10 protein-coding genes, 1 other RNA gene and 3 pseudogenes are annotated in these 11,851 nt (G+C 69.1%); 9 read left to right on the top strand and 5 right to left on the bottom strand.

What is annotated here, in order from left to right; all coding sequences use genetic code 11:
* Nucleotides 1-38: 38 nt before the first annotated feature.
* The 3 genes from E0E30_RS11555 to E0E30_RS11545 all read right to left on the bottom strand — a co-directional run bounded on the left by E0E30_RS11555 (nucleotide 39) and on the right by E0E30_RS11545 (nucleotide 2,621).
* Entirely contained in the window at nucleotides 39-1,256 is a 1,218-nt protein-coding gene (locus E0E30_RS11555) for an integrase catalytic domain-containing protein (protein ID WP_130866274.1), read from the bottom strand.
* 258 nt (nucleotides 1,257-1,514) lie between these two features.
* Nucleotides 1,515-1,931: a hypothetical protein gene (locus E0E30_RS11550; protein ID WP_130865702.1), complete on the bottom strand. Its 417-nt coding sequence runs from the start codon at nucleotides 1,929-1,931 to the stop codon at nucleotides 1,515-1,517.
* 117 nt (nucleotides 1,932-2,048) lie between these two features.
* Nucleotides 2,049-2,621 (bottom strand): RNA-guided endonuclease InsQ/TnpB family protein, encoded by a 573-nt coding sequence (locus tag E0E30_RS11545; RefSeq protein WP_130866398.1) that lies wholly within the window; start codon nucleotides 2,619-2,621, stop codon nucleotides 2,049-2,051.
* 76 nt (nucleotides 2,622-2,697) lie between these two features.
* Between E0E30_RS11545 and E0E30_RS11540 the strand changes: the two genes are divergently transcribed.
* From E0E30_RS11540 to E0E30_RS11525, 4 genes and pseudogenes are all read left to right on the top strand, one after another.
* Nucleotides 2,698-3,009, top strand: coding sequence for a transposase (locus E0E30_RS11540; RefSeq protein WP_130866397.1), 312 nt, complete (start codon nucleotides 2,698-2,700; stop codon nucleotides 3,007-3,009).
* Between the two features lie 5 nt (nucleotides 3,010-3,014).
* A pseudogene (locus E0E30_RS13950) lies at nucleotides 3,015-3,683 on the top strand (IS3 family transposase); the annotation flags it as partial.
* Between the two features lie 13 nt (nucleotides 3,684-3,696).
* Nucleotides 3,697-4,434 (top strand): annotated as a pseudogene (locus E0E30_RS11530) (ISL3 family transposase); the annotation flags it as partial.
* Nucleotides 4,435-4,466: 32 nt separating this feature from the next.
* Nucleotides 4,467-4,928, top strand: a complete 462-nt coding sequence (locus E0E30_RS11525) for a hypothetical protein (RefSeq protein WP_130866396.1) — start codon at nucleotides 4,467-4,469, stop codon at nucleotides 4,926-4,928.
* A gap of 253 nt (nucleotides 4,929-5,181) precedes the next feature.
* On the opposite strand, the gene E0E30_RS11520 is transcribed toward E0E30_RS11525, so the two are convergent.
* Entirely contained in the window at nucleotides 5,182-5,544 is a 363-nt protein-coding gene (locus E0E30_RS11520; protein ID WP_130866395.1) for an RNA-binding S4 domain-containing protein, read from the bottom strand.
* 101 nt (nucleotides 5,545-5,645) lie between these two features.
* Here E0E30_RS11520 and ffs point away from each other — a divergent pair.
* The 5 genes and pseudogenes from ffs to recR all read left to right on the top strand — a co-directional run bounded on the left by ffs (nucleotide 5,646) and on the right by recR (nucleotide 10,172).
* An RNA gene (gene ffs, locus E0E30_RS11515) (signal recognition particle sRNA small type) lies at nucleotides 5,646-5,742 on the top strand.
* A gap of 43 nt (nucleotides 5,743-5,785) precedes the next feature.
* Nucleotides 5,786-6,139, top strand: coding sequence for a hypothetical protein (locus E0E30_RS11510; RefSeq protein ID WP_130866394.1), 354 nt, complete (start codon nucleotides 5,786-5,788; stop codon nucleotides 6,137-6,139).
* A gap of 88 nt (nucleotides 6,140-6,227) precedes the next feature.
* Nucleotides 6,228-8,165, top strand: a pseudogene (locus tag E0E30_RS11505) (DNA polymerase III subunit gamma and tau); the annotation flags it as partial.
* A gap of 946 nt (nucleotides 8,166-9,111) precedes the next feature.
* Nucleotides 9,112-9,441 carry a YbaB/EbfC family nucleoid-associated protein gene (locus E0E30_RS11500; RefSeq protein ID WP_130866393.1) on the top strand — a complete coding sequence of 110 codons (330 nt, stop codon included), beginning with the start codon at nucleotides 9,112-9,114 and terminating at the stop codon, nucleotides 9,439-9,441.
* A gap of 125 nt (nucleotides 9,442-9,566) precedes the next feature.
* Nucleotides 9,567-10,172 carry a recombination mediator RecR gene (gene recR, locus E0E30_RS11495; RefSeq protein WP_130866392.1) on the top strand — a complete coding sequence of 202 codons (606 nt, stop codon included), beginning with the start codon at nucleotides 9,567-9,569 and terminating at the stop codon, nucleotides 10,170-10,172.
* A 378-nt stretch (nucleotides 10,173-10,550) separates the two neighbouring features.
* Here the strand turns inward: recR and E0E30_RS11490 are convergent, their stop codons facing one another.
* On the bottom strand, nucleotides 10,551-11,819 hold the full coding sequence (locus E0E30_RS11490) for an IS256 family transposase (RefSeq protein WP_130866391.1): 1,269 nt from the start codon (nucleotides 11,817-11,819) through the stop codon (nucleotides 10,551-10,553).
* Between the last annotated feature and the right edge of the window lie 32 nt (nucleotides 11,820-11,851).

The raw sequence follows: 11,851 nt of genomic DNA, 5'->3' as shown, positions 1-11,851 counted from the left end.
AGCGCTTGCCTCAGCTGAAATGTCCGGATGGAGATGAGTCAGGCGGCGGGTTGGTCGGTCTGGGTGCGACGTTCGGCTAGGCGGATGAGCTGGTTCTGGATGTCGGTGATCCGCCGGGCCAGATCGGCGGGGTTGAGCCTGTCGTGCTCGGCTGCCAGGCGGGCCCGTGTGGCGGGGTCCAGGACACGGGAGTCGACCAGCCGCTGGTAAGGGGTCTTGGGCTTGTCGTAGACCCGCTTCTTGCGCCCCGCGGAGGTGGTGGTCCAGCCGATGGCCTTGACGCAGGGTAGTAGGTGGTTCTTGCGGGCCATCACCGGGGGCCACAATTGGTTGAGCAGCTGAAGCTCGGTTGCGGTCTCGTAGCGGTATCTGAAGGCGTGGCGGCGGACCCAGTCGCCGTTGCGCTGCTCGACGTGGGCGTTGTCGTTCTTCTTGTAGGGCCGCGAGCGGGACATCGCGATGTCGTGGCCCTTCGCCCAGTCGATGAGGCCCCAGTTGATGAACTCCGACCCGTTGTCGACGTGGACCTCCGCCACGGGCACGGGCATCTGGTCGACGATCCGGTCCATGCCGGCCCCGATGTGGACGAATGCCTTGTTCTTGACCGTGGTCAGGACCGTGTAGCCGGAGACGGGCAGGGTGGCCGACAAGGTCCACAGGAATTCCCCGACCAGGGTGTGGCCGCAGTGGGCCACGGTGTCGACCTCTACCAGCCCGGGATCGGTGATCGGCCCGTCCAGGCTGGTGCGCAGGGGCACCGCGGCACGCAGGATGTGAGGGGCGGGTCGGGTGGCTGACAGGCCGGCGGCCGGGTAGGCGGCGTCCTTGAAGGGTTTCAGGTACCTGTCGATGGTGGCCGCCGACATGGAGCGCAGTTCGGTCAGCACCGCGGGGGTGGCCCGGCGGGTGACTTTCCCGAACTCCTTGAAGCGTTCCAGCCTGTTCAGGGTGTCGTCCATCACGGGGGCCAGGTACTTCCCGGAGGGCTGACCCGTCACGCTCCACACGTGCTGGAGGACCTTCACGGCGTCGTAGGAGTACTTGCGGGGCCGGGGCCGGCGCTTCTGCTGGGACGCGGCGCCTTTCCGCGTCAGGGCTGCCCGGATCGCGCGGCGGGCGTGGTCACGGGTCCAGCCTGTGGTGGCGGTCAGGGAGTCCAGCAGCACCGACTTGTCCTTCTTCGATGCGGCCCGGTACTGGTGGGCGTACTTCTTGGTGATCTCACGGCGTGCGGCCATCGACAGCTCCCGATCCATGGCCCGGGCCTACACCGTCAGTACGCGGACATCCTCATCTGAGGCACGTGCTGCCGCATCCGGACCTTTTACGTGAGTCTCGTCGTCCTCTTGCGCTCAAGGCAGCCGATGCCCTATACTGAAGGTCAGGAAAAACGGAGTGGGAGTCTGCGGATAGCCCACACGGCCCCCGGTGGATTGTCCAGCGTATCGCGGACCGAGGCCGGGGGATCCTTATGTCTAGGCTCCGGGCACTGCTGCCGCGACGAGCACTCACCATCACAGGCCCCGTCCGTTCCGGCGCGACGGGTCCTGCTGCCGCCGGACGTCCGGCCGGCGCACGGGTTCACCGCCGGGTCCTGCGATGGGCGTCCGTCGGGCGGCCGCGGACTGGCGGACGGCCCGGCCTTGAGCGATGGCGGCCGCGGCGGCCGCACGCTGGCGGGCCTGACGGTCAAGGGTCTGCTGGGCCTGGGTGGCGGCGGACTGGCGGACGTCCGGTCGGCGCACGGGTTCACCGGCGGGTCCTGCGATGGGCGTGCGGCGGGCGGCCGCACGCTGGCGGACGGCCCGGCCTTGAGCGATGGCGGCCTCGACGGCCGCACGCTGGCGGGCCTGAGGGTCAAGGGTCTGCTGGGCCTGGGTGGCGGCGGTCCGCACGTCAGAGAGTTCGGCTCGCAGACTGTGGACGTCCACGACCGGGTCGTGCGGCAGAGCCGCCCGGCCCTGGGACGGCGCCGGAAGCGCCTGGTCGGGGCTCTCATGGCTGATGGATTCATTGCCGTCCCGTTGCGAGTGAGTGATCTTTGGTGGTCACTCTGTTCGCACCCCGTCGTTGCCGGCGGGGACTCCGCTCGGGGCGGTTGACGCTTCGTCGCCTGCTGCCGCCGGGGCCCGAAGGCTGGCGGTCTTCTGCGTGGCTCCACGTCCAGTCGCCGGGGTACTCCCGGCCAGGCCTTGTCGGGCCAGGTTGATCGCGGCGTTCAGGTCGCGATCGAGCGACGTCCTGCAGGAGGGGTTGTCGCAGTGGTAGGTCCGTTCGGCGAGGGTCAGCTTGGTTTTCACGTGGCCACAGGTCGAGCAGGTTTTGGACGACGGGTAGAACCGGTCGACCATGATCAGGGTGCCGCCCTCGCGGGCGGTCTTGTACTCGGCGTCGGAACGGGTGCGGGCGAGAGCGGCACGAGCGATGCTGTGGTTCAGTCCTCGCTTGTAGGCGCCGCCTCGGGTCATCATGCCGGCGACGGACAGGTTCTCCACCACGACGGTCTCGAAGTGAATCGGCCTGGGTTTCGTTCCGTTCTTGAAGCAAGGATGGAACACGATGAACCAGAAGTACTCTCCCGAGATGCGCGAGCGCGCGCTGCGGATGCTCGATGAGGCCAAGGCCTCTGGTGAGCACTCGAATCTGANGTGAATCGGCCTGGGTTTCGTTCCGTTCTTGAAGCAAGGATGGAACACGATGAACCAGAAGTACTCTCCCGAGATGCGCGAGCGCGCGCTGCGGATGCTCGATGAGGCCAAGGCCTCTGGTGAGCACTCGAATTTGATGTCCGCCGTGCGGCATGTTGCGGGGCTCCTCGGGATGAGCGCGGAGACGCTGCGGGTGTGGCATTGCCGCCGCGAGGTCGACGCCGGCGCGAAGCCCGGTGTCCCGAGCGATGTCGCTGAGGAGAACAAGCGCCTGCGCCGCGAGGTGGCCGAGTTGCGGAAGGCGAATGAGATCCTCAAGGCTGCGAGCGTGTTTGTCGCGAAGGAGCTCGACCGGCCCTGACCGGGATGATCCGCTTCATCGACGAGTATCGAGAGCGGTTCGGGGTCGAGCTCATCTGCCGGACGCTGCGCCCGGCAGTGCAGGGATTCATCACGTCCCGCGGGTATCGCGCCGCGAAGACCCGCGTAGCCTCCGCCCGGCAGCTGCGCGACGAGCTGCTGGTGCCCGAGGTCGCCAGGCTGCATGCGCAGAACTACGGCGTCTACGGGCGGCGGAAGATGCATGCTCTCCTGAAACGGCAGGGGTGGGGCATCGGCCGCGACCAGACCGAGCGCCTCATGCGCCTCGCGGGAGTGCGTGGGGTTCGCAAGTCGAAGAAGGTGTTCACGACCAGGCCGGACAAGGCGCAGGCCCTACCGCGGGACCTCGTCCAGCGGCGGTTCCGTGCGGACGCGCCGCGCCGACTCTGGGTTGCAGACATCACGTATGTGGCCACCTGGGCGGGCTTCGCATACGTCGCGTTCGTCACCGACGTCTATTCACGTCGGATCGTGGGCTGGAACGTCGCGGCGACGCTGCGCGCGGAGGTGCTGCCGCTGCAAGCGCTGGACATGGCCGCCTGGGGCGCGGACGGCCCGCTGGACGGGCTGATCCATCACGCCGATCACGGCTCGAACTACATGTCGATGGTCTACACCGACCGGGTCGTCGAGCTTGGCGCAACACCCTCGACGGGAACCGTCGGGNCGCGACGGCACCGGGGCCTCCCGGCTGCTCGACATGGTGGCGGGACGTTCCAAGAAGGTGTTCAAGACCTGGCTGGCCGGCCGCGACCAGGCCTGGCGCGACCGCATCCAGATCGTGGCGATGGACGGGTTCACCGGCTTCAAGACCGCAGCCGCCGAAGAACTCCCGGCCGCGGTCGAGGTCGTGGATCCGTTTCACGTCGTGCAGCTCGCCGGCGACCAGCTCGATGTCACCCGCCAACGCGTCCAGCAGGACACCACGGGCCATCGGGGCCGGGCGGGCGACCCCCTGTTCGGGGTCAGGCTGACCCTGCACACGGGCCGGGACCTGCTCACCGACCGGCAGGCCGCCCGCCTGGAACAGGTGTTCGCCGCCGACGCCCACGCCCCGGTCCAGGTCACCTGGGCGGTCTACCAGGAGATCGTGGCCGCCTACCGCGCCGAGAACCGTGCCGAGGGCAGACGCATCATGGCCCACCTCATCGACGCGATCGCCACCAAAGTCCCGAAGGCCCTGCCCGAAGTCACCACTCTGGGCCACACCCTGAAGAAGCGGGCCGACGACATCCTGGCCTACTTCGACCACCCCGGGACCTCGAACGGGCCCAGTGAAGCCATCAACGGCAGACTCGAACACCTCCGCGGCATCGCCCTGGGATTCCGCAACCTCACCCACTACATCACCAGATCACTCCTGGAGACCGGAGGATTCAGACCCCGACTACACCCTGGATCCTGAAGAGCCCCTTTGCGCAGGCCGATTACGAGACCATGATCAAGATGCACGTGCGCCATGTCGCGGAGCTCACCGCGAGGATGAAGCCCTTTCAGGGCCCTGGGGCCGCCGATCTCCTCGACACGACCGCGTGGCAGAAGGCGCTACAGGCCGTTGCGGGCCAGCAGCTCGCGTCGGTGGACTGGTCCCACATCCTGGAGCAGGCCCGCATGGTGGTTGAAGCAGGTGGGGCAATGTCTGCGCAGGATGAGGGAGCCCCTACGGTGGACGATGGTGCTCTCGAAGAAGTGGACTCCCCTGAGACTCCCGCAGGAAGGGACCGCGTCTCAACCCTTGCCGACTACCTTCTCGTCTACCTACTTGCGGTGCTGCTCTACCTCACCGCGAGGGAGTCGCCGGATGCGCGGTTGGCGGTTCAGGTCGGCACCAGCAATGAGGTGGTGAATATCTTCCTCGTCCTCCTCGCCGCCTACAAGGCTGTTGGGAATGAAGAGTAGCTCTGTAGAGCGCTGGGCCCTGCGATTGACGACAGTTCTTGCCTCTTGTCGGCGCTCGCTGGTTGGGCTCGCGTCGGGTCGGCTTGCTAGCACCCTCGAAGTGCGCTGTGGAGTGTATCCCGGCTTCGGCTTTGGGATCTTTTTCGTGTGGCGTTGGGTATTGGGGATCCCCTACGGGATCTCGTATCCTCCACCAGGCTCCTGACAAGCCATGACGCCCCCGGCTCCCGCGATGGGACCGGGGGCGTGGTCGTCAGGCCCCCGACCTGCCCCGGAGCCGGTCGATCTCGCGGCGATCCTTCTTCGTGGGCCTGCCGGTGCCACGATCCCGGCGCCCCACGGCGGCGTTGAGGTACTCCGGGCGTGGTGCCGAGAGGTCCTCCATGGCCAGGGCGGCGTCCTTGGCCCCGACTCGTTTGCGGATGGGGTCGACGACCTTGAGGACGCGGTCCCAGCCCGGTGTGCGCACGGTGACGACGTCGCCGGGCTTGACCTCGTGAGCGGGCTTGACCGGCTCGTCGTTGAGGCGCACGTGGCCGCCGCGGATGGCCGCGGTCGCCAGGGAGCGCGTCTTGAAGGCCCGCACCGACCACAGCCACACGTCGATCCTCGTCATCTCGTCCTCCTCGCGTGTGTCTCGGTTGGCGTCCGCACCAGGCTTCGGCGACCCGGGGCGTCCTGAGATTGTGTCACCCGAGCCCGGCCCGTACCATGGGTGAAGGTTCCCCGTGCGGCGGCACCCGACCGAACCCCCCCAGGGCCGAGAGGCAGCAAGGGTACGTTGGCTCTACCGGGTGCGCGGGGAGCCCCTTTTCTTGTCCGGGTCGCCCGGCCCGGAGGTACCGACGGGAGGTCGCATGGCGCAGCGTCGCATCGTCACGACCGACCGTGCGGGCATCATCTGGCACGGCATCACGTGGGCCGCCACCCTCCTCTTCGTCTTCTCGGGACTGGCCGCGATGCTCGTCCAGACCCTCCTGCCGGCCAATCTCGGCTACCCGCAACTGCACTCTCCGGGAGTCCCCGACTGGGTGACGATCGTCGTCATCGGCGCCGAGATCCTGGCCTTCCTCATCCCCCCGATCATCGTCAGCTCATGCGGGCGAAAGGCCGCACGACTGGGGCATCCTGCGCGTCAGCCGGTCATCGGGTCCTGGCTCGTCTTCGCCGTGGTCACGGTGCTCGTCATCACCCTCGGCTTCCTGCTCTGAAGCCCTGGCGGAGCCGTCGACGACGTCCCCGAGAAAACTGTCGTAGGGGTCAACTAGGGTTCTGGGCGTGGATGAGGACTTCGATCCGATCGACGACACCACCGTCGACGACGAGTACGACCAGGACGGCCCCGATCTCTTCGGGGAGGAGACGCCGTCCCCGGTGAGCGACCCCGCGTACTCCGTCGAGGCGACGCCGGAGGAGGACGTCGTCGACGACGCCGAGGAGCCCTCGCCCTTGGACGGGCCGGAGAGCCCGATCGAACCCGACGGTCTGGAGTCCGAGGAGGACGACGTCGCGCCCGGCACCGATGGCCTCGCCGAGCGGGTCGAGGAACTCACCCGACCTGCCGACCTGCCCGCCGACGACGTCCCCGAGGCGCCGCTGGCCCTGTACCGGCGGTACCGACCCGAGACCTTCGACGAGGTCATCGGGCAGGAGCACGTCACCGAGCCGCTCAAGCGCGCGATCGTCAACAACCGCGTCAACCACGCCTACCTCTTCAGCGGCCCGCGCGGCTGCGGCAAGACGACGAGCGCGCGGATCCTCGCCCGCTGCCTCAACTGTGAGCAGGGTCCGACCCCGCAGCCCTGCGGGACGTGTCAGTCCTGCCGTGACCTGGCCCGTGGCGGCCCCGGATCGATCGACGTCATCGAGATCGACGCCGCCTCCCACGGCGGTGTCGACGACGCCCGTGACCTGCGGGAACGCGCCTTCTTCGCCCCGGTGCACTCGCGCTACAAGATCTACATCATCGACGAGGCCCACATGGTGACGACGCAGGGCTTCAACGCCCTGCTCAAACTCGTCGAGGAGCCCCCGCCGCACGTCAAGTTCATCTTCGCGACGACCGAACCCGACAAGGTCATCGGCACCATCCGCTCGCGGACGCACCACTATCCCTTCCGGCTGGTCCCGCCCAAGACCCTCGTGGCCTACCTCGAGACCCTCTGCGAGCAGGAAGGCATCCACGTCGACCACGCCGTCCTGCCGCTCGTCGTGCGCGCCGGTGGTGGATCGGTCCGTGACTCCCTGTCCGTGCTCGACCAGCTCCTCGGCGGGGCCGACGAGGACGGCGTCTCCTACGACCAGGCCGCGGCGCTGCTGGGCTACACGCCCGACGCCCTGCTCGATCGCATCGTCGACGCCTTCGCCGCCGGGGACGCCCACGAGGTCTTCGCCGCGATCGACAAGGTCATCGAGGTCGGCCAGGACCCGCGCCGGTTCGCCGAGGACCTGCTGCGACGGATGCGCGACCTCGTCATCATCGCCGCCGTGCCCGACGCCGTGCGCACCGGGCTCATCGACGTCTCCCCGGAGCAGGCGACCCGGCTGTCGCACCAGGCCGCCGGTCTCGGCGCCGGTGAGCTCACCCGGTCCGCCGAGGTCCTGGCCACCGGGCTCACCCAGATGCGCGGGACGACCGCCCCGCGGCTCCACCTGGAGCTCATGTGCTCGCGCATCCTGCTGCCCGGGGCCGACGTCGACGACCGTGGCGTCCATGCCCGCCTCGACCGGCTCGAGCGGCGAGTCGGGATCGTCGGTGTCGATGATGCCGGGTCCGTGCAGACTCCAGCTTCGGAGGGAGTGCCGGGGGCCGTCCCCCAGGGGACGCCGTCGCCGAGCGTGACGCAGGACCAAGCCCCCGAACCGGCTCCGCGGGCGCCCCAGCAGCGGCCTCGCCCGCGTCCCCGGCCTGCAGCGGCCGCGCCCGAACGGCCGCCGTCGGCGGCAGCGCCCACGGGACAGGCCGCGCGGCACCAGCCGGGACGACCACCGGCGTCGCAGGCTCCCGCGCCGCAGCCCCAGGAGTCCCCGGCCCTGGAGCCCCAGTCCCAGCAGGGGGGCGGGGCTCCAGGTGGGGTCGACATCACGACCCTGCGGCGGGAATGGCCCCGAATCCTCGACGTCGTCCGTGGCAAGGGGCGGTTCCTCGCCCTCGTCCTGGGCCAGTACTCACACGTCGTCGAGGTGCACGGCAATCGGGTGACGCTGGGGTTCGCCAATCCGGGAGCCCGTGACTCCCTCAACCAGGCCGACCACGCCACGGTGCTGCACGACGCCGTCGTCGAGGTGCTCGGTGCTGATCTCACCTTCGTCCCGGTGCTGGCTGACGGGGGGCCCGGCGGACCCGGAGGTGGACCCGGCGCGACAGCACCGTCCGGGCGGGCTGCGGAGCGGTCGGGACGAGGCGATGCCCCGGACCCTCGCGGTCCCGGCGCCGGGAGTGAGGCGGCGCCGGGTCACGGGTCATCCTCCTCGGGACACGGACAGTCGGAACCTCGAAGCGTGAGTGGGACGTCCGGGGGGCCGGGGTCATCATCGGGTCAGGGTGTGGGCTCCGTTCGCGATGAGGGCCCCGATTCCAGCCCCGACTCGGCCTCCGGGAACGACTCTCGCCCGGAGGAGGCGTCCGGTGCCGTCGGGGGGCCAGCGTCCGAGAAGGGACCTTCGGCCTCCCCCGAGGGCGGGAGTTACCCGGCCTCGGCGCGCTCGCACTTCCTGGCGGCGGCACGTCGCCAGGCCGAGACTCCGGCCAGGCGGGCCACAGCCGGCTCGGGCCGTGGCGATGCTTCGCTGGACGGATCGGGGGCAGCGGTCGTGCCGCGTGTGCCATCGCGTCGAGCCGATTCCCTGGCTCCGGCCCAGCCTCGAAGCACGGGCCCTGCTCGAAGCACGGGACCGATTCGCGGGACCGGACCGACTCGTGGCACGGGACTGACTGGGGGAACTGTTCCGGCTGGGGGACCTGGGCGGCCCGACGCCCTCCGGCAGGCTCCCGAGCCGCCTCCGGAGCCGGAGGAGGTGCCGCCGGACGAGGACCTCGATGAGGTCGTCGTCGACGCCCCCCGGGAATCGGCGGTCGAGCTCATCATGAGTGAGCTGGGCGGGGTGGTTCTTGGCCCCGGGGAGCGGGCCGAGGGCCGGTAGATTGGTGGCCGACCGACCACGCGGATGACAGGGGAAGACCATGACCACGCCCACCGGCGGATTCGACATGAGCGGGTTCGACATGTCCGGCCTCTTGGCCCAGGCCCAGGCGATGCAGGAGCAGATCGCCCAGGCCCAGCAGACCCTTGAGTCGACGACCTTCGAGGGCAGCGCCGGTGGTGGCCTCGTCACCGCGACCCTCAACGGCACCGGTGAGCTGCAGGGGCTCGTCATCGCCCCGGAGGCGGTCGATCCCGAGGACACCGAGACCCTGGCCGATCTCGTCGTCGCGGCCGTCCATGACGCAGCGGCGAAGGCCTCGGCGATGCAGCAGTCACTGGCCCCTCAGCTGCCCAACCTCGGCTTCTGAGCTTCCCCACGGCGAGTTCGGGCCACCCGCGCGGCGCGCACGAGCCATGGGTCCGGCGTCGTAGCATGTCGAGGTGCTTCCGGGCGTCCTCCCGGCTTGGGCACCCGTGACGACGAGGAGACCAGATGTACGACGGTCCGCTGCAGGATCTCATCGACGCCCTCTCCCGGCTCCCCGGGATCGGGCCGAAGGGAGCCCAGCGCATCGCCTTCCACATCCTCGACGCCTCCGAGGAGGAGGTCACGGCCCTTGCCGACGCCCTCCGCGAGGTCAAGGAGAAGGCACGGTTCTGCGACGTCTGCTTCAACGTGTCCTCGGACGAGACCTGCCGATTCTGCCGGGATCCGCGACGGGACCAGACCATCATCTGCGTCGTCGAGGAGTCCAAGGACGTCGTCGCCATCGAGCGGACCCGCGAGTACCGTGGGCTCTACCACGTTCTCGGCGGCGCGATCTCGCCCCTGGACGGAAAGGGTCCCGCGGACCTGCACATTCGCGAGCTCATGCAGCGGTTGGCGGACGGCACCGTCACCGAGGTGATCCTCGCGACGAACCCAAACCTCGAGGGCGAGGCCACCGCCACGTACCTCTCGCGCCTCATGGGACCGATGGGCGTGCGGGTCTCGCGGCTGGCGTCCGGCCTGCCGGTCGGCAGCGACCTCGAGTACGCCGACGAGGTCACCTTGAGCAGGGCCTTCGAGGGTCGCCGGTTCGTCTCGGCCGACGCCTGAGGTCCGTGGTCGACGGCTGAGACCGTCGGTCGACGTGCTCCCGGGGCTGGGACGTCGAAAGCGCGTTCCCTTCGTGGGTCACCCCGCGGTGACTCGTGGGTCGCCCCCGCTGTGACTTGTGGGTCGCCCCCGCTGTGACTTGGCTCCGAAATCACCACGCAGCTCCGGGATTCGCCCCCCCTTGGCCCTGACGTTGCTCCGATAGGTCCACGCTGCTCCGGACTCTGTCCCTCCACCTCGACGTCGCTCCAGAACCTCTGCGCTCCGGATCACCCCTTCTTTCGGCGTCGCTCCCGAATCACCCCCTTATTCGGGCGTCGCTCCAGAGCCTGCAGTCAAGTCCCTTTGAGTGGTGTCACTTCGTCTGCTGGGTGGGGGTCAGGCGGTGAGGTGAAGTTGGGGTCTGGTGGCGTCGTGGTGGTCGGTGAGGGTGTGGATGAGTTTGCGCATGGAGGTGTCGGAGAAGTAGCGGCGTTCGCCGTACTGCCATTCCTCGTGCTGTTCGATCAGGACGGCTCCGATGAGGCGGGTGACGGACTGGCGGTCGGGGAAGATCTGGACGACGTCTGCGCGGCGCTTGATCTCGCGGTTGAGCCGCTCGATGGGGTTGTTGGACCAGATCTTCTGCCAGTGCTCCCTGGGCAGGGCCGCGAAGGCCGTCAGGTCGGCCTCGGCGTCGGCGAGCATGTGGGCGATCTCGGGGAAGGAGCCGGTCAGGGAGTCGGTGACCGCTTGGTACTGGGCGGTGACGGCCTCGGGCGTGGTCTGGGCGAAGATTGTGGAGATCAGCGCGTTCACGGGCTTGGAGCGCGCCGACCCCAGGCGCTGGGTGACGTTGCGCGAGAAGTGCACACGGCACCGCTGCCAGGCCGCTCCCGGCAGGATCGCCTTGACCGCGGCCTTCAGGCCGGCGTGGGAGTCGCTGGTGACCATCGCGACCCCAGCGGGGTCCGCCGGAGAGGCGACCTTCAGGCCCCGCTCGCGCAGGGAGCGCAGGAAGCTTGTCCAGAAGTCGGTGGTCTCGGCGTCCCCCAGGCTGATCCCGAGGATCTCGCGGCGCCCCTGACCGGAGACGCCGGTGGCGACCACCAGGGCCTGGGAGACGACGCGGCCCCGCACCCTGACGTCGAGGTAGGTGGCGTCCAGGAACAGGTAGGGGAACCAGGTGTGGTCCAGGGGTCGGGTCAGGAACTGCGCGACGGTCTCGTCGATCTCGGTGCAGATCCGCGAGACCGTGGAGCGGGAGATGCCGGTGTCGTTGCCCAGGGCGCGCACCAGCTGGTCGACCTTGCGGGTGGACACGCCGTCGATCCAGGCAGTGGCGATCACGGCGTACAGGGCCTTGTCGACCCTCCTGCGTGGGGACAGTAGGGACGGGAAGAACGACCCCTCCCTCAGCTTGGGGATCGCAAGGTCCACCTCGCCGGCTGGAGTGGCCAGCGTCTTGGAGCGCGTCCCGTTGCGGCGGGTCGTGCGCTCCGGGGTGCGCTCGTGCGGGGCCGCGCCGATCCTCGCGGTCGCCTCGGCGTTGATCAGGTCCTGCAGCCCCGCCTGCAGCATCCGTCGGAACACGTCCGAATGAGCGAGGTCGGGATCGGCCAGGACTTCCTGAATCAGCGCGGACAGGGCAGACTGGTTGTGGGTCATCGTGAGATCACTTCTTTGCTTCTTGCCGGAAA

Origin of the sequence: Acidipropionibacterium timonense (assembly GCF_900605005.1) — a bacterium.
Taxonomy (GTDB): domain Bacteria; phylum Actinomycetota; class Actinomycetes; order Propionibacteriales; family Propionibacteriaceae; genus Cutibacterium; species Cutibacterium timonense.
Note: the sequence above shows the minus strand (reverse complement) of the source record. Positions and strands in the feature narration are given on the sequence as shown.

Excerpts from the sequence above, each read along its gene's own strand:
- E0E30_RS11500 (WP_130866393.1), top strand. The coding sequence starts at position 9,112 with ATGACCACGCCCACCGGCGGATTCGACATGAGCGGGTTCGACATGTCC.
- E0E30_RS11540 (WP_130866397.1), top strand. The coding sequence starts at position 2,698 with ATGAACCAGAAGTACTCTCCCGAGATGCGCGAGCGCGCGCTGCGGATG.
- recR (WP_130866392.1), top strand. The coding sequence starts at position 9,567 with ATGTACGACGGTCCGCTGCAGGATCTCATCGACGCCCTCTCCCGGCTC.
- E0E30_RS11520 (WP_130866395.1), bottom strand. The coding sequence starts at position 5,544 with ATGACGAGGATCGACGTGTGGCTGTGGTCGGTGCGGGCCTTCAAGACG.
- E0E30_RS11555 (WP_130866274.1), bottom strand. The coding sequence starts at position 1,256 with ATGGATCGGGAGCTGTCGATGGCCGCACGCCGTGAGATCACCAAGAAG.
- E0E30_RS11490 (WP_130866391.1), bottom strand. The coding sequence starts at position 11,819 with ATGACCCACAACCAGTCTGCCCTGTCCGCGCTGATTCAGGAAGTCCTG.
- E0E30_RS11525 (WP_130866396.1), top strand. The coding sequence starts at position 4,467 with ATGATCAAGATGCACGTGCGCCATGTCGCGGAGCTCACCGCGAGGATG.
- E0E30_RS11510 (WP_130866394.1), top strand. The coding sequence starts at position 5,786 with ATGGCGCAGCGTCGCATCGTCACGACCGACCGTGCGGGCATCATCTGG.